Raw genomic sequence first — 16989 nt, 5'->3', positions numbered from 1 at the left:
CTGAGAAGAGACCTGCCGCGATGACGCAGGGAGAAGGGGGAAGCGTAGCCATGCCGACCTGCCCGTACGGGCACCAGTCCGGCTTCGAGGACTGGTGCGAGGTCTGCGGCCACCGCATGGCTGCCGCCGCGAGTGCCCCCGCGGCGCCTTCTCACGGGTACGGCTACCTTCCCGCGGCCGGTGAGCCGCGCCGGCCCGAGGACGACTGGCTGCTTCCGTCTCCTCCCTCACACGAACAGCATGCGCACTACCAGCAGCTCCAGGACCCTCATCAACAGCCTTACCACCAGCAGCCCTTCCAGCAGGAGTACCAGCAGTCACACCACCAGCAGCCGCGCCACGAGCACTACCGGCAGCAGCCTCCGCCGCAGCAGCAGGAGTACCAGCAGCCTCCGTCCGAGCAATACCCGTACCCGTACCAGCAGTACCAGCAGTCTCACCAGCAGCCGTACTACCAGATGGAGTACCAGCGGCCTCCGCAGCATGACCAACAGCAGCAGTACTACGGGTCCCAGGGTCAGGCTCCGTCGTACGTCGGCGGCGCCTGGAGCGCGACGGTCGGCCCGGACCGCTCGTACTTCATGGCGATGATGCAGCGCAGCGGCCCGGAGGCGGCCGGGTTGAACCTGCCCGCGTACTCCCCGGAGCAGCATCTCGGGCTCTCCGGCGGGCAGATCACCATCGGCCGCCGGCGCGCCTCCTCGGGCGAGTTCCCGGACATCGACCTGTCGGTGCCCCCGGAGGACCCGGGCGTCTCCCACCAGCACGCGGTGCTCGTCCAGCAGCCCGACGGGAGCTGGGCGGTGGTGGACCAGAACTCCACCAACGGCACGACCATCAACGGCGGTGAGGAACCGATCCAGCCGTACGTCCCGATCCCCCTCGGCGACGGCGACCAGGTCCACGTCGGCGCCTGGACCACGATCACCGTCCGCCGGGGTGAGGCCGGGGGCGGTCCAAGGGGCGGTTCGGAGTGGAAGGGAAGGGATGTTCAAGGCGCTGATTGACCAGTGGACGGCGAATCAGGAGCAGAGGCGGGAGATCGCCGCCGAGAGGTGGGAGCAGGAGAAGCGCTGGCTGGAGGAAGACCGCCAGGAGAGGCGCAGGAAGGAAGCGGCGGAGAATCGGCTTCTGTTGCAGAGGCAAGAGGAGCAGAGGGCGGAAGCGGAGCGTCGCAAGGAGACGGACGCGATCCTGACGCGCTGGCACCTGGACGTTATGAAGAGGGCTGCCGCGGTGTCCTACGTGTCGCTGGTCTGCCACGAGGACACCTGGACGTTCCTTGCTCACAAGTCCTTTGGCAACTGGGCACCGGCGTGGATCACCAGCACGGTGCAGGAGCGTGCCGGACGTGGCGGGCCGGGACCGAAGGACAGGCCCTTCAGTAAGGATCCCAAGCTGTCCGTGGGCCGCATCACGAAGTTCGACAACGGTCTCCAGCGGATCGAGGTGTCCGGTGACAACCTGGTGAGGATTCTGGACAAGCTCTGGGACAGCTCATTCGGCTCTCACCTGTTCGTCGCCATGACGGACACCTCTCCCCACAGGGCCTGGTGCGGTCCGCTCTACAAGCGGTTCAGTGATTGGCTCGACGAGGTGGATGCCCTTCCGACCGATGCTCTGGGGGACAGCCTGGTGCTCGACGAGAGGATCCCGATCGCGGACCCGAGGTGACGCAGGCGCCGAGGCCGTCAACGCGGTGCACGAGGTGCCGGGTCCTGCCTGAACCCGGCCGCACCCTGCCCTGGCCGGCGTCGGTCAGCGGCTGTCGTGGAACCCCTTGCCGAGAAGGTCGCCTGCCCTGCGCTCAAGGAGGACCGGCAGGTAGGCGCGCACCCGTGCGTACCGGAGCTCGTCGTATGCCGTCTCCACGGCGCCGCGGACTGCTCCGGCGTCGAGGCCGGGATGAGCCTTCATTAGGCGCTCGGCGACGTGGTGGACCATGTGGGCGTCGTCGGTTTCCATCATCCGCCCCTTCTATCCCGGATTCCGCCCCCTCACGGCCGCCTGATCACGCACGGCTTGGACCGGGTCATACATGGCCGGTTGGTGGTCGTCCCGGACACGCGAGTGGGCAGCAGCGGGGGAAGGCCGCCCGGTCGGGAGGCGGCGGGCGATTTGCCTCCCGTCTCGATGCTGTGCGCACCCTCCAAGGCCTTCGCGAGGTCGGGCCATGGAATGCCCGGGGCGGGGTGGTAGCCGATACCGGCCGCGGTCCAGCGAGGCCCCTGCCGGGCCAGGCGCCGTCGGAAGTCCTCCCAGTCGCGTGCGGACTGCGGAGTCCAACCGACCTCGGCGATGGCGGGCAGGCGGGGGAAGCTCATGTACTCGGCGTAGACGTGGGGTTCGGGCCAGCGGGTGGTGGGGGTCGGAAGCGCGTTGCTGTCCTCGTAGGCGCGGTCCGCCCACAGCGCGGCCTCGACGCCGGCGATCCGCCCGGCGGGGACGATCGAGCCGGTGCCGTCCGGCTTGGCGGTGGCCTTCGCCGGGTCCCACTCGTAGGACTTCCGCACCGGCACGTAGCCGGACCAGCTCAGCCCGTAGGGGGTGGACGCGTCGTACTTCATGTCCAGGTAGGCGTGGTCGGAGGGCGACATGACGAACGTGGCGCCCTGGGCCACCCCGCTGCGGACGAAGCCGATGGTCTCGGTCTCGTCCGCGGTGCCGATGCTCTCCCGGTCACCCTCCTGGCCCCAGTACTGCATCAGGCTGCCGGCGGGGATCGCGGCCTGGCCGAGCTGGTGCCATCCCATCACGGTCTTCTGCCGTGCGGTGGTCGTCGACGTGGCCGCCTCGACGTAGGCGGCGTACTCGGACGGGGTCGCCTGCGGGGTCTCATCGCCACCGAGGTGAACGTAGGGGCCGGGCGTGAGCTTGGCCACCGCCGTGATGACGGTGCGCAGAAAGCGGGTCGTGTTGGACGTGTGCCGCTCGTCCTCCAGACAGTAGAGGCTGATGCCGACGTCGAATCCGGAGTAGGGCGGCTTCGCCTTGTCGTCACAGTTCAGCCCGGGCACCGAGGCCAGTGCGGCCCGGGTGTGTCCGGGGCCGTCGAGCTCCGGCACCACGGTCATGAAGCGGGACTGCGCGTAGGCGACGATCTCCTTGTAGTCCGCCGCCGAGTAGTACCAACCGCTGCCGTGGGTGAAGCCGCTCTGCGTACTGGCACCCACCGTGGTCAGTGCCGGAATCGCGTCGACGGCGATGCGCCAACCCTGGTCGTCGGTCAGGTGCAGGTGCAGAGTGTTGATCTTGTACGCCGCGGCCTGGTCGATGTAGCGCTTGACCTGGGACACGGGGTAGAAGCGGCGGGCGACATCCAGCATCACGCCCCGGTACGCGTACCGGGGCGCGTCGGAGATCCGCACCGGGGAGACGGTCCAGGGACCGGGCTGCCTGGTGGGAGACTCCACGGCGGCCGGGAGCAGTTGGCGCAGCGTCTGCACACCGCGGAACAGCCCCTCGGCTCCGTGGGCCCTCACCACGACTCCGTCCTCGTCGGACGACAGCGTGTATCCCTCGGCGCCGAGTTTCTCGGGGCCGTCGGGGTCCAGGACGACGGCCTGCCTCTGCGCCCGTGAGGCGGTGACGACCGGCAGGGTCTGGCCCGTCGCCGGGGCGAGCACGGTGGCCAGATAGGTGCCGACGCCCACCTCGGCGGGCTTCTGCGACAGGACGACGATGCGCGTCCGGGGGGTGAGGGTGAATCCCTCGCCCCCCAGCGGCAGATGGGACACGGGCTGCGGGACAAGGGCCGAGGGGGCGGCCGGGGGAGGGGCGGTCGCCGCCTGGGAGACCGTGTCCGACAACGGGACAGCAAGGACGACCGTGGTGAGTGCGGCGAGACATCGGCCTCGTCGGCGCAACCAGCGCATGGTTGACTCCTTCGGACGGTAGGGGAAAGTGCCGGTGCACGGGTGGCCGGCAGAGCGCGATGCGCGCCGCCGACGGCAACCGGGACGCGTGGCCCCGTGGAACGGGAAGGCGAAGCGCCGAGGCTTCCTTCCGGCGCGGTACGCCGCCGCGCAGCCGCCGCCGGCACTGCCGCATTGCGAGTGGCTTGTGACGGGCGGAGCAACGAGCGACGCGTCCTACCGCCGCATCCGGGCGTCCGCTTGTGCGAGGAAGACGTTCAGGACGCCGTCGCCCACCTTCGGCTGCACACTGCCCCATGTGTTGCGCGCGGGCACGACGCGTACGGCCTTGGCGCGTTGCTGCAGGGCGCGCGACTCGGCCAGCAGCCGGTCTGCCGTGTCGTCGGCGCCGGTCCGGCGCGCGTCGAGCGCGTCGAGCATCCGAACCATGGCCTCACCCCACAGCGTGGTGGCATCGAGCCAGGGTGCCGCGTCGAGCGTGAACCCCGGCTGGACCCGTCCGCCGCGCACGGTGGTCGGTGCCTGCCGGATCGCTTCCGCGTACGTGCGCAGCTCCCGGACGGCCACGGCGCGGTCACCCGCGTCCCAGTCTGTCCAGAACCGTGCCACCCGCCGGGTGAGTTCGGGTGCCTGCGGCTGCCAGGGTGTCCCACCGAACGTCGGCGCCATGTGCTGGAGGTCGCCGAGGACGAGCAGGGCCTCCGTTGACGGACGGTGGTCGCCGGCCAGGTAGGCCATGGCGCGACGCTCGTTCCCCGAGGCGTCGTACGCCGCGTCGTTCCAGGTGAAGTCGGCCACCCCGAAGACGGCGACCTTGGAGGCGTACGGCTGGTTCATCGGGTTCGCCACGATGCCGGCCAGATGCCGGGACAGGCCGGATTCCCGCTTGTCGTAGGGGGCGAGGAGTAGACGTCCGCTCGTGTTGCCGAAGTCGTTGACCGGGTAGTTGTCCCAAACGAAGACCTTGCGTCCGAACAGGGCGGACGCGCGGTCCGCCTCCTCGGTGGTGATCCTCGGTGGTACGACGTCGGTGCCCGTCCACATCACCACGACCGCCGGGTCCAGGGTGGAGCGCAGGGTCTGCTTGTAGGCGGTGTCCGTCAGATCGCCGTACTCCGTGGGCACCGTCTGAAGCGGCTCGGTACCCGGATGCGTGGCGACGAAGTCGCGCTGCACGTCGTTGAGCAGATCCGCCTGCGCCCTGGCCGCCGAGGCGCGTCCCGGGGCGCCGTACGCCGCCCTGTCGCCTTCGCAGTTCCACCGGGTGTAGCTGATGTCGTCGAGCGGGATGGAGAAGGCCCGGGTGCCCAGGTCGTGGAGGGCGGCGAGTTTGGCCTTGAGTGCCCCGCGGTCCCGCGGGTCGGAGTAGCAGATCGATTCGCCGGGCGAGACGGCGAAGGTGAAGCGGACATGGTTCGCCGTCGCGCGGCGCACCAGCTCGCCGAGGTCCGCGAGCTTGGCGGCCGGGTAGGGCTCGCGCCACTTGCCGCGGTGGTAGGGGTCGTCCTTGGGCGCGTACACGTAGGTGTTGGCCTTGACGTCGCCGTAGAAGTCCATCTGATCGAGGCGCTCGGCGTGCGTCCACGGGAGGCCGTAGAAGCCTTCGACCGTGCCGCGCAGCGCCATGGCGGGGAAGTCGCTGATCTCGGCGCCCGCCACCCTCCAGTTCCCGATGTCGGCGCCGTCCTCGGACTGGAAGAGCCGGCGCATCGTCTGCACGGCGTAGAACTGCCCGGCCGCGTCGTGCCCGCCGAGGGTGACCTGCCCGTGCCGCCTGCTGCCGCGGACGCTCAGCGCGTAACCCTCGGCCCGGTCCGGTACCGCGGTCCCGGCCAGGGCCGCGACGATGTCAGGACGGTCGGCCGGACCGAGGAGGACGGTGAGCAGGCCCCGGGGCGTCGCGGGGACGGCGCCGGGGGCCACGATGTCCACCCGCTCGGCGCCGTGGGCCCTGAGTTCGGCGACGAGACGGTCACGAGCAGCGGCGTCGGTGCGATCGTCGGCGACGACGAGGACCCGGCCCGTGACGGCGGCGCCGTCCGGGGAGCCGGAGGCGGATTGTGGAACCGGTGTGATCGGCGGCAGTGCGGCGGGCGAGGCATGGCCCGCGCGGGCGGGAGGGGGCGCTGCCTGCGCCACTGGGGAGTGGGGAGCGAGTACGCCCATGGCGAGGGCGGTGGCACAAACCACGTGTGTTCCGACGACGGCCCGATGGGTCCGCATGAGACCTCCCAGAATGGTCTAGACCACATTCCGGTTCTCCAGGCTATATCCGCTCTCGCGCCTGCGGCAACGGTCGGAGGTGAGATTCGGCCTTCTTCGGGATGTCGCAGCGACGTGCCGCCCTCAGTGCCGACCCCGGCCGGAAGGGGCCCCCGCAGGGGCTGCTCCGCGCCGGCTGCGCAGTGGTGCGGGTGCGTCGGCATCGGAGGGATCGGTTCAGGCCGACCTGTCGGTCAGTGCCCTCATGTTTACGTGAACATGCCAGACTGGTGCCATCGGGGCGGGCGATCGTCAACGTCATCGCATCCACCCCACACGGGAGTTCCCTACACCTGTGCACCACCTGCTCCGCCCGGGCGGGCCATGTCCGGTCCGCCTGGACCGCTCAGGCCGACGACTGTCGGCCCCTGCGCATCAGGAGTCACGTTGAGACGTACTTTCCGTCAAATGGCCGCAACGGGCGCGCTGATGTCAAGCGCCGCCCTGATCGCGGTCGGGTTACCTGCCACTGCCACTGCCACCGCCGTCCCAGGCGCCGCCGCCCCTCCCGCCGCGCAGCCCGCCACCGTCGAAGCGCGTGCGGGCGCCACGAACGTTCGACTGACCGCAGCTCAGAGTGCCACGCTCTTGGCCGATGCCGCCGACTCGGCGGGCACGGCGAAAGCGCTGGGGCTGGGCCAACGTGAGGTGCTCGTACCCAAGTCCGTTTCCAAGGACGCCGACGGCACCCTGCACACGCGCTATGACCGTACCTACGCCGGACTGCCCGTGCTCGGCGGCGACTTGGTGGTCCACACGACACCGGCCGGAGGCGTCAAAGGCGTCACGAAGGCGAGCACCGCCACGATCTCGCTCCCGTCCACCACGGCCCGAAAGACAGCCGGCTCCGCGCGGTCCTTCGCCGAGGGCCGGGCCGAGGCGGACGGCATCGAGTCCGCGGAAGCCAAGCCCCCGCACGAGGTCGTCTGGGCAGCCTCCGGTCAGCCCACCCTGGCCTGGGAGACCGTCGTCGGCGGCCGGCAGCGCGACGGCGCCCCCTCCGAGCTGCACGTCATCACCGACGCGAACACCGGCGACAAGATCTTCGCGTACCAGGCCGTCATGAACGGCACCGGCCACGGACAGTACAACGGGCACGTCACCCTCGGCACCTCGGGCTCCGCCGGGAACCACCTCCTCAAGGACGACACCCGTGGAGGCAACAGCACCACTGACCTCGGCCACGTCGACGACGACGAGGCGCCCGGCACGCTGTTCACCGATGCCGACGACGTCTGGAGCGACGGCAGCCCGGGCAACAACCAGTCAGCCGCGGTGGACGCGCACTACGGCGCCCAACTGACGTGGGACTACTTCAAAGACGTCCACGGCCGCACCGGCATCAGGAACGACGGCGTCGCCGCCTACAGTCGGGTGCACTACGGCAACGCGTACTCCAACGCGTTCTGGTGGGACCACTGCTTCTGCATGACCTACGGCGACGGCGCCTACAACACCAACCCGCTCACCTCGATCGACGTGGCCGCGCACGAGATGTCCCACGGGATCACCTCCGCCACCGCAGGCCTGCGCTACAGCGGGGAGTCCGGCGGACTCAACGAGGCCACCTCCGACATCTTCGGCGCCGCGGTCGAGTTCTGGGCGAACAACCCGTCCGACCCCGGCGACTACTTCGAGGGCGAGAAGATCAACCTCAACGGCGACGGCACCCCCCTGCGCTACATGGACAAGCCCTCCAAGGACGGTGACTCCGCCGACCACTGGTACCCGAACATCAACCAGCTCGACGTCCACTACTCCTCGGGACCGGCCAACCACTGGTTCTACCTGGCCTCCGAAGGAAGCGGGGCCAAGCTCGTCAACGGCGTGAACTACGATTCGCCGACCCACGACGGCAAGCCCGTCAACCCGATCGGTCGCGAAGCCGCCGCGAAGATCTGGTTCAGGGCACTGACGACCTACATGACGTCGAGCACCGACTACGCCGCCGCACGCACCGCCACACTGGAGGCGGCCGCAGATCTGTACGGGAAGAACGGAGTCGTCTACAACAACGTCGGCAATGCCTGGGCCGCCGTCAACGTCGGACCACGCATGGTCCAGGGAGTCACCCTGACCAACCCCGGCAACCAGGTGTCCACGACCACCGCGCCGGTCGACCTCCAGATCCAGGCCGTCACCAGCCATCCCGGGGCAACACTCACCTACCAGGCCACGGCCCTGCCCGCCGGCCTGACCCTCGACCCCTCGACGGGCAAGATCACCGGCACACCCACCACGGACGGCAACACGACTGTCACCCTCACCGTCGAGGATTCCGCCAAAGCCCTCGACACGGTCTCGTTCACCTGGCTCGTCTACACCCCGGGCAACTGCACCACCACGCAACTGCTCGACAACGCGGGCTTCGAATCGGGTGGCACGGCATGGAACACCAACAACGACCCGTCGCTGATCACCAAGGACAACTCCTGGCTCCCGTCGAGAACCGGCTCGTGGAAGGCCTTGCTCGGCGGCAACGGAGGCACGACCACGGAATCCATCACGCAGACCGTCTACGTTCCCTACGGCTGCAAGGCCACGGCCACCTTCTGGCTACGCGTCGTCACCAACGAGGAGAGCGGGACCGTCCCGTACGACACGCTGAACGTCCAGGTCAACGGCGTCCCTCTGGCGACGTACTCGAACCTGAACGCGAGCGCCGACTACGTGCAGGGGACGATCGACCTCGGTTCCGTCGCCGGCCGGTACGTCACCCTGAAGTTCAGCGCCACGGAGGATCTGGCCGTGCCGACCTACTTCCTGATCGACGACACCGCACTCACCATGCACCCCTGAACCTTCGCTCCCGCTGACGACCGTCTCTCCCCCCCCGCCGTGTCGTGCTCGCCTGGCAGTGCCCCGAGGCGATTCCCGGACGGGTGAACTCGTGCGGTTGGCCGCTCCCGGATTCCGGTACGGCCGTTGAGCCGGGCGGATAGCCGGATGATCCCTCTTCCGGTCGTCCCCCGCCCCTTCCCGCGCACGTGCTTGAGGAGACGTTCCCTTGGCTACCGCTGATCTTCCCGGTCCCGATTCGCTGCTGCGCCGCACGCTGGGGGAGTGGCGGATCGGGTTGGTGGCATGGCGGCTGTTGGTTCTGCAGACCGCGGATCCGGCGGTCGCCGCCGGCATGGCCGGCTTCTCCACCTACCGCGCACACCCGTGGCGGCGCATCGAGCACACGATGGACAGCGGGAAGCGGCTGTTCTTCTCCGACCGTGAAGGGCTGCGCCGCGAGGTCGCCCGACTGGAGCGCACGCACCGCCGGCTGGCAGGGACCGACGAGCAGGGCAGGCCGTTCACGGCGTCGGACCCGGCGGTGCGGGTGTGGGTGCTGGTCACCCTGTACGAGTGCATGACGGCGATGCGGGAACTGTCCGGCCGCCCGCTCACGCCGCCTGAACTGGATCAGATGTACGGAGAATTCCGGTCGGTGTGCAGCGAGTTCGGCCTGGAGGACGACCTGTTCCCGGCCACGGCCGCCGACGTGCCCGCGTACATGGACCGCACGATCCGCGAGCGCCTCGAGTACAGCGAACCCGTGCACTACCTGCTCTTCGACATGCTCCGTGAAGCCCCCGCACCCCGCCGCCTCGGGCGTCTGAAGCCGGCCTGGCCGCTCGTGCGCACGGTGGCCGCCCACACGATCGGTGCCCTGACCGTCGCGGACCTGCCGGACGCCTTCCGCGCGCGCTTCGACCTGCCCCGCACCCGCCGCGCGGCCCTGCTGTCCTTCATCCTGCACCGCGGTATGCGCGTGCTGATGGACGTGCTGCCCGAGCACCGCCGCTACCGCAGCCCACTGGACGGCATCCCCTCGACCCCGCAGCCTCCCACGGCCTCCGGCGACCATCCCTCCGCGCCGCCGGAGGCAAGCCCCGTCCGGCTTCCCGCACCCCGCCGCCGCAAGGGTGCCGATTCCCGCCCGGCGCGCCTGCGGACGTTCTTCCGCCAGGTCCTGGACCAGACGGGCGACGGCCGCATCACCTCGGCCGATCTGCAGGCCATGGCGCACAACGTCTGCTGGCCGCTCGAACTCGCCCCGGAACGCGAAGCCCCCGTCTACGCCGCCTTCGAGACCTGGTGGCAGCAGCTGCGGTCCGGCACGGACGCCGATGGGGACGGACAGGTGACCTGCGAGGAGTTCGTCACCGCCATGCTCACCGGGATCGAAACGGAACCCTCCTACCTTGAGCAGGGACTGCACGTCGCGGTGCGTGCGGTCTTCCACGCGGCGGACATCGACGGCAGCGGACACCTGTGCGCCGACGAGTACCGCACGATCTTCGGCGGCTCCCGGGTCCACCCCGCCGAACTCAATCACGGCTTCCGGCAGCTCGACCACGACGGAGACGGCCGCATCACCGAGGACGAATTCGTCCAGGCCTTCACGGACTACTTCACCGCCCGCTCCGACAACACGGCCGGCAGTCAACTCCTCGGACGCCCCTAGTGCGGTGACCGGAAAGGTTCACCGTGTCACGGCGCCCGCACGGCACCTCGCCGCGTTGTCGAACCGCCCACGTACGTCCAGTACAAGCGGCAGTCCTCCGCCTTGCGATGCACCGCACCGGACACCGCGACCCGGCAAACCCATCCGGCCACAGCACCAGGCCGTCTCTTTCGGATCTTGCCGGGGCCGCGGTGTCCGGTGGGCCAGTCCAAGACTCGTCGGAGACGTACGTCGGCGAGCGGCTCGGCGCCCCCGATAACCCCATTCCTTGATCAAGAATTCCATTCGAACGCGGGTGTTGTGACGGGTGTCTCTGTTCGATACGATCGCTTCCCTCGACGGCCGTAAGTCCGCCCAATTACAGGGGGCATTGTGGGTGCGTTCGCGTCGGCAATACCCTCCGAGCAGGATTCTTGAGGGACGAGGCCGAGGAGGATTTACGACCTTCCGGCCCTGACTTATCCGAAGACCCGCCCTTATCCCCGTTCCGTAGACGGGATTTCCTGCTCTTCTGGACGGCGGGTGCCATAGACGGTCTCGGCACCTGCGCGTCCTCCCTCTTCCTTCCACTGATTCTGCTGGGCGCCGGATATCCGGCGGGCCTCGCCGGCCTCGTCGCGACGGTGGCGCTGGTCAGCGGACTGGTGGTGTCGCCGGTCGCGGGCGTGTTCGCCGACCGATGGCCGCGCAAGCCCATGATGTGCGCGGCGGCCCTGGTCGCGGCGGGCGCCATGGGATCGGTGTTCGTGACGGTGGCTCTCGGCCACGTCGTCCTGGCCCACGTCCTCGTCGCGGCCGTGATCGAGCAGGCGGCCAGTGCCACGTACGGGGCCGCGGCCTCCGGGACGATCCGCCGGCTGGTGCCGCCCCAGGAGTACGCCCGGGCGATCGGACACCTACAGGCCCGGGACCAGGCGGTGCAGATCGTCGGCCCGACCCTCGGCGGCGTGCTGTACCAACTGGCCCGGTGGGTTCCGCTGCTCGCGGACGCGGCGTCCTTCCTGCTGGTCGCGGCGTTGAGCAAGGCGATCCGCACCGACCTCACGCCCGAACGGGACGGGCCGGCCGCGTCGTTCACCCGTGACCTCGCCGAAGGACTGCGCTTCGTGCGCGCCGAACCCTTCCTGCGCTTCGTCGTGGTGTGGACCGCCGGGATCAACGCGCTGCTCGGCGCGCTGTACTTCCACGCGGTGTTCGCCTCTCACGCCCGGGGCGCCGGCCCCTCCGCGATCGGACTCATCCTCACCCTGGCGGGCGTCGGCGGACTGCTGGGCGCGCTCGCCGCGCCGTGGCTGGTGCGGCGGGTCCCGGCCGCGCGGATCGTGACGGGCGCGTCGTGGGCCATGGTGCCCACGGCGGCGGGGCTCGCGTTCGCGTCCCGGACCTGGGCCTACGGGCTGCTGTTGAGCGGGGTGTCGCTGATCGTGCCGTCCGTGGTGGTCGTACTGCAGACGCGGGCGGTGCTGGTCACCCCCGACCGGCTGCTGGCCCGTATGGGGACGGTGCTGGGCACCGCCGGCCAAGGAGTCGCGGTGCTCGCGCCACTGGCGGCAGGGGTCCTGGTGACGGCGTACGGGGGGCGTGCGGTGGCGTTGGGCTGCGCGGGCGCGTTCGCCGGTCTGGCGCTGTACGCGACCGCCAGGGCCGGGCTCGTGGTCCGGGAGGTGCCGTGACGGCGGCCCCGTCCAAGGCGACCACGCGCACCTACGGCGTCTACCGACCCGTGCTGCCGGTGACCAGCCCCGGGAACCCGCACCGGATGGTGTACACCGGGGACGCCGACGGCCGGTGCGAGATCTTCGCCTGGGACCGCTCCAGCGGCGTGGAAAGGCAGTTGACGGACCGCCCGCACGGCACACTGCTGTGCGCCATCGACGACGACGAGGCCGTGTGGTGGTTCGACGAGGACCTCGGCGGCAGCGGAGCGTGGCGCACCCGACACTTCGACGGCGGCCCGGACCGTCCGGCGCTGGCCGGGGTGCCGTACGGGCGGCCCGCGGGCTTGGCGCTGGCGGCCGGGGGCACGGTGGCCGTCGGCATCCGGACCCCCGAAGGACTCGGCGTCCACATGGGGCGGCGCGGCGGCACCGGCACGTGCGTCCTGCAGGCGACGGGTTCCGGCACGCTGTGCGACCTGGCGCCGGGCGGCGGACTGCTGGCGGTGTCCGGACCGGCGCACTCCGCCCACGCCGTGACACTGCTGACCCCGGACGGGACGACCGTCGCGGTGCTGTCCGGGACCAGGGAACGCACCTGGGCGCTCGGCTTCGCGCCGACACCCGCTCCGACGCCGTCCCGCGGACCCGAACCGACGCCCGGCCGCACCCTGCTGCTGGTCATGCGCGAACGGGCCGGCCGCTACCACCTCGGTACCTGGGCCCCCGGGCGCGGACTGGAGCTTCTGTCCTGGTGTTCGTTCGACACGGAGACGACCGCCCGCTGGTACCCGGGCGAGGGTGGCGCCCGGGTCCTGGTACGGCAGGACCGGCATGGCCGCAGCCGGCTGTTCACCGCCGACCTGGACCGCCGCGAGCTGACCCCGGTGCCCACCCCGGAGGGCAGCATCCTGGACGCGTCACCGGCCGCCGACGGTGACGTGCACTTCATCTGGACCGACGCGGTGAACGTACCGCGCGCGCTGTCCCTGTCGGGTGCGCCGCTGCCCGGGCAGAGCCAATGGCGCCTTCCCCGCTTCGGTCACCGCCAGGACCTGTGGACGCCCGGCCCCGAAGGCCCCGTACACACCTTCGTCACCACACCCGCCGACCGTCCCGCGCCGCACCCGCTGGTCTTCCTCGTCCACGGCGGCCCCGCCGACCACGACCGCGACGCCTACGACCCCATGGTGCAGACCCTCGTCGGCTCGGGCTACGCCGTGGCCCGCGTCAACTACCGCGGCTCGACCGGCTACGGGCCGCGCTGGCGCTCCGCCTACTCCGAGGGCGTCGGCCACACCCAGGTCGCCGACCTGGTGCGGGCCCGCGCCGAGCTGCTGGAGCGGGGCATCGGTCGCGAGGGCGCCGTCGGCCTGTGCGGCACGTCGTGGGGCGGCTACCTGACGCTCCTCGCCATGGGAACCCGTCCGGACCTGTGGAACGTCGGGGTGGCCGTCAAACCGCTCGCCGACTGCGTGACGGCCTTCCGGCACTCCACGCCCGCCCTCCAGGCGCTGGACACCGCGCTGTTCGGCGGCACTCCGGACCAGGTGCCCGACGCCTACGCCCACGCCTCCCCGTCCTCGTACGCGGCCGCGATCCGTTCCCCGCTGCTGATCGTCGCCGCGCGGCAGGACGCCAAGTGCCCGCCGGAACAGGTCGAGGCGTACCTGGCCGTGCTGCGCGCGGGTGGTGTGGCCCACGAGCTGTTGTGGCTGGACTCGGGCCACGACGGCTACGACGGGGCCGACCACCTGGCCGTGATCCGGCGATCCCTCAGATTTCTCGGCCGCGGGCTGCCTTCGGCGTCCGTACCGGCCGAGCCGTCCCCGCACCCGGAGAGGGGGTGAACATCATGCAGAAGGACATCATCCACGGCGACCCGCTCGAGGGCGACGAGGAGAGCCGCAAGCCGGGCGTCGGCGTCGTCGTCTACCTCCGCTCCGCGGAAGAGATGGACGACGAGGACAAGTAGCACCAAGGGGCCGGCCCCGCACCCGTTGCGCGACCGGCCCCGACCGGCCCGGACCCCGGCGGATCCGACCGGAACCGGCCTCACAGCCGACGACCACGTGCACCGATCCCATGAGAAGAGGCCAGCCATGCGCGTACTCCTGGTGAACATGCCCTGGGCCCCGATCGATCTCCCGTCGCTGGCCCTCGGAATTCTCAAGCGCAGCGTCGACGAGCGGGTCCCCCATGGTGCGGCGGACGTTCTCCACGCCAATATCGAATACGTGGACTGGATCACCAAGAACACGGAATTCACCCTGGAGGACTATTCCTACTACGCACTCGGCTCCTATTTCCTGGGCTGCGGCGACTGGGTGTTCTCCTCCGCCCTCTACGACGACCCCCAGTGGAGGGTTCCCGAGTTCACCGCAGCGATGAGCAGCCGAGTACGCGGTGCCCGAATGGAGATGACGAAGGCGCTGCACGCGACCGCGCCGGATTTCGTCCGGTACATCGCCGAGCGCATCGTCGAACTCGCCCCGGACGTGGTCGGTTTCACCTCCACGTTCCAGCAGAACACCGCCGCCCTGGCGGCCGCGAAGTACGTCAAGCGCCTCGCACCGCACATCGTGACGGCCATGGGCGGCGCCAACTGCGACGGCAAGCAAGGCGAGACCGTGCACCGCAACTTCCCCTTCGTGGACTACGTCCTGCGCGGCGAGGGCGAGGTGTCCTTCCCGGCGCTGCTCAGGGCGCTGGACGCGGGCGAGCCGCTGTCAGAGGTTCCCGGGCTGTGCCGGCGCGCCGCGGACGGCGCCTCCGTGGTCAACGCCATGAGCACCAAACCGCTGCCACCCGCCTCGATCCTGCCGCCGGACTACGCGGGCTACTTCGAGCGGCTCGCCACCTCCCACGCGCGGCACTGGGTCGAGCCCAAGCTGGTGGTCGAGGGCGCACGGGGCTGCTGGTGGGGGGAGAAGCACCATTGCACCTTCTGCGGGCTGAACGGCTCCTTCATGCAGTTCCGCAGCAAGAGCCCGGACGTGTTCTACGACGAGATCATCGAACTGGCGCGCAAGCATCGGGTGTTGGACATGTACGTCGTCGACAACATCCTGGACATGGGGTACGTGAACACGGTGCTGCCGCGCATCATCGACAGCGGGTTCGACCTGCGCATGCACATCGAGATCAAGTCCAACATGCGGCGCGGCCAGCTCCAGACCCTCGCCGACGCCGGCCTGATCTTCGTCCAGCCGGGCATCGAGAGCCTCAACAGTCGGGTACTGACGCTGATGGACAAGGGCGTGACCGGCGGCCAGAACGTCCGGATGCTCCGAGACGCCGCCACCGTCGGCCTCTCGGTGGCCTGGAACTACCTGCACGGCTTCCCCGGCGAGGACGTCGAGGACTACGACGACGTGGTGGCCCAACTCGCCTCGCTGGAGCACCTCAACCCGCCCGTGGGCCCGTCCTCGCGGATCGCGATCGAGCGGTTCAGCCCGTACTTCAACAACCCCGGGCTCGGCTTCTCCGAACTGCGCGCCGCCGAACCGTACCGGCTCACCTACGATCTCCCCGACGCCGAGATGTTCGACCTGGCGTACGTCTTCGACGTGCCGCCCCGCGGGATCGGAGAGGACGTCGTCGACCGCCTCGACGAAGGCATCGCGCACTGGAAGCGGAACTACGCCGGCAGCCGTCTCACCCATTGCGATCTGGAGGACCGGATCGTCCTCGTCAGTAAACGGCGCGCGTTCGACTGGACGCACCTGGAACTGACCGACCCGTTCGAACTGGCCCTGTTCCGGCTCCTCGACCAGCCGCACACGGTGAAGGCGGCCGCCCGCAAGCTGCACGAGGAGCACCACGTGGGCGAGGACGCCCTACGGGAGGTACTGCGGCGGTGGCGGGCGCTCGGGGTGGTCTTCGAGGACAACGGCCAGTTCGTGCAGATCGCGCCCCCCGCGCTCAACGAGGAGTTCCTGCGGATCGACTTCATGCGGCACACCTCCGCCCGCGACGGCGAACTCGCCGCGACGACCGCCTGACGACTGCCCGAGAGGGACGACGATGACACCAGCACTCACCGGCACGGAACCCTTCACCGTGACCGCCTCACGGGACTACGACCCCGAGGTGGGCACACGGCCCGACATGTCCCTGGGCCGCTACGAGATCGACATGGCCGGCGGCGAGGCCGCCCGGCGGCTCTTCGCCGCCGGGGCCCGGCACGTCACCCTCCCTCGCCCGGTCGACGTGACGGACGCGGCCGACGCCGCCTGGTCGGTCCGGGCGCTCAGCTTCGTGGGCGACCTGTCCAGTCTGGCCATCTCGGTCGACTGGCAGCTCCACACCGGCCCGGACCCCGAGGCCTGGCGTCACTACGGCCATCTCCACCCGCCGACCGCCGTCCTCGGCACCGCCGACCCGGCCGCGACGGCACTCGCGTGGCGCAACGCGTACTACATCTGCAAGTGCATCTTCCGGTACGGCCCCGGGTTCATCCAGGTACGTGACCGGCGCTACGGCGAGCTGCGCCGCTTCACCATCGACGAACCGGACTACCACGAGGCCATCGCGACCCTTGTCGACGGTGCCCGCGCCGACGCGATCCCGGGGCCGATCCTGGACGACCTCATGGACGAGACTCTCGTCCTCCGTTTCGGCGACTGCCTCTGGTGGGCCCCGTACCGGGTCCGCCGCTGGTCGGAGGCACCGCTGGTGATCTGATCCCCGGGCCGACTCCGCCCGGGCGGGTGCGGGGGAAAACCGGGTGCGGCCGTTC

At 70.2% G+C, this 16989-nt stretch carries 12 protein-coding genes; 9 read left to right on the top strand and 3 right to left on the bottom strand.

Going from position 1 to position 16989, the window contains the following annotated elements:
• Positions 1-50 precede the first annotated feature (50 nt).
• Together OG906_RS01705 and OG906_RS01700 are read left to right on the top strand one after the other, a co-directional pair.
• Positions 51-1007, top strand: coding sequence for an FHA domain-containing protein (locus OG906_RS01705; RefSeq protein WP_329439244.1), 957 nt, complete (start codon positions 51-53; stop codon positions 1005-1007).
• The gene (locus tag OG906_RS01700) at positions 988-1674 is read left to right on the top strand and encodes a hypothetical protein (RefSeq protein WP_329439242.1); all 687 of its coding nucleotides are present in this window, start codon (positions 988-990) and stop codon (positions 1672-1674) included. Before OG906_RS01705 ends, OG906_RS01700 begins: the two co-directional genes overlap by 20 nt.
• 84 nt (positions 1675-1758) lie before the next feature.
• Here the strand turns inward: OG906_RS01700 and OG906_RS01695 are convergent, their stop codons facing one another.
• From OG906_RS01695 to OG906_RS01685, 3 genes are all read right to left on the bottom strand, one after another.
• Positions 1759-1968: a three-helix bundle dimerization domain-containing protein gene (locus OG906_RS01695; protein ID WP_329439241.1), complete on the bottom strand. Its 210-nt coding sequence runs from the start codon at positions 1966-1968 to the stop codon at positions 1759-1761.
• Positions 1969-1997: 29 nt separating this feature from the next.
• Positions 1998-3875 carry a beta-N-acetylhexosaminidase gene (locus OG906_RS01690; RefSeq protein ID WP_329439239.1) on the bottom strand — a complete coding sequence of 626 codons (1878 nt, stop codon included), beginning with the start codon at positions 3873-3875 and terminating at the stop codon, positions 1998-2000.
• A 216-nt stretch (positions 3876-4091) separates the two neighbouring features.
• Positions 4092-6098 carry a beta-N-acetylhexosaminidase family protein gene (locus OG906_RS01685; protein ID WP_329439237.1) on the bottom strand — a complete coding sequence of 669 codons (2007 nt, stop codon included), beginning with the start codon at positions 6096-6098 and terminating at the stop codon, positions 4092-4094.
• 627 nt (positions 6099-6725) lie between these two features.
• Between OG906_RS01685 and OG906_RS01680 the strand changes: the two genes are divergently transcribed.
• The 7 genes from OG906_RS01680 to OG906_RS01650 all read left to right on the top strand — a co-directional run bounded on the left by OG906_RS01680 (position 6726) and on the right by OG906_RS01650 (position 16934).
• A complete protein-coding gene (locus OG906_RS01680; RefSeq protein WP_443067345.1) occupies positions 6726-8936 on the top strand; it encodes a M4 family metallopeptidase in 2211 nt (736 codons plus the stop codon).
• A gap of 208 nt (positions 8937-9144) precedes the next feature.
• Positions 9145-10593 (top strand): oxygenase MpaB family protein, encoded by a 1449-nt coding sequence (locus OG906_RS01675; protein WP_329439236.1) that lies wholly within the window; start codon positions 9145-9147, stop codon positions 10591-10593.
• Between the two features lie 413 nt (positions 10594-11006).
• Positions 11007-12266, top strand: coding sequence for an MFS transporter (locus OG906_RS01670; protein ID WP_329439234.1), 1260 nt, complete (start codon positions 11007-11009; stop codon positions 12264-12266).
• Complete coding sequence (locus tag OG906_RS01665; RefSeq protein WP_329439232.1) at positions 12263-14098, top strand: alpha/beta hydrolase family protein; 1836 nt, start codon at positions 12263-12265, stop codon at positions 14096-14098. The genes OG906_RS01670 and OG906_RS01665 overlap by 4 nt, the downstream gene beginning before the upstream one ends.
• Positions 14095-14223 (top strand): hypothetical protein, encoded by a 129-nt coding sequence (locus OG906_RS01660; protein ID WP_329448216.1) that lies wholly within the window; start codon positions 14095-14097, stop codon positions 14221-14223. Before OG906_RS01665 ends, OG906_RS01660 begins: the two co-directional genes overlap by 4 nt.
• Before the next feature lie 127 nt (positions 14224-14350).
• The gene (locus OG906_RS01655; RefSeq protein WP_329439230.1) at positions 14351-16252 is read left to right on the top strand and encodes a RiPP maturation radical SAM C-methyltransferase; all 1902 of its coding nucleotides are present in this window, start codon (positions 14351-14353) and stop codon (positions 16250-16252) included.
• Positions 16253-16274: 22 nt separating this feature from the next.
• Positions 16275-16934: a DUF5825 family protein gene (locus tag OG906_RS01650; protein ID WP_329439228.1), complete on the top strand. Its 660-nt coding sequence runs from the start codon at positions 16275-16277 to the stop codon at positions 16932-16934.
• Positions 16935-16989 lie beyond the last annotated feature (55 nt).

The organism is Streptomyces sp. NBC_01426 (assembly GCF_036231985.1).
GTDB lineage: Bacteria > Actinomycetota > Actinomycetes > Streptomycetales > Streptomycetaceae > Streptomyces.
Note: the sequence above shows the minus strand (reverse complement) of the source record. Positions and strands in the feature narration are given on the sequence as shown.

What these genes read in the sequence shown, in the direction of transcription:
- OG906_RS01700 (WP_329439242.1), top strand. Translation starts at nt 988, where the DNA reads ATGTTCAAGGCGCTGATTGACCAGTGGACGGCGAATCAGGAGCAGAGG.
- OG906_RS01685 (WP_329439237.1), bottom strand. Translation starts at nt 6,098, where the DNA reads ATGCGGACCCATCGGGCCGTCGTCGGAACACACGTGGTTTGTGCCACC.
- OG906_RS01705 (WP_329439244.1), top strand. Translation starts at nt 51, where the DNA reads ATGCCGACCTGCCCGTACGGGCACCAGTCCGGCTTCGAGGACTGGTGC.
- OG906_RS01690 (WP_329439239.1), bottom strand. Translation starts at nt 3,875, where the DNA reads ATGCGCTGGTTGCGCCGACGAGGCCGATGTCTCGCCGCACTCACCACG.
- OG906_RS01650 (WP_329439228.1), top strand. Translation starts at nt 16,275, where the DNA reads ATGACACCAGCACTCACCGGCACGGAACCCTTCACCGTGACCGCCTCA.
- OG906_RS01695 (WP_329439241.1), bottom strand. Translation starts at nt 1,968, where the DNA reads ATGATGGAAACCGACGACGCCCACATGGTCCACCACGTCGCCGAGCGC.
- OG906_RS01655 (WP_329439230.1), top strand. Translation starts at nt 14,351, where the DNA reads ATGCGCGTACTCCTGGTGAACATGCCCTGGGCCCCGATCGATCTCCCG.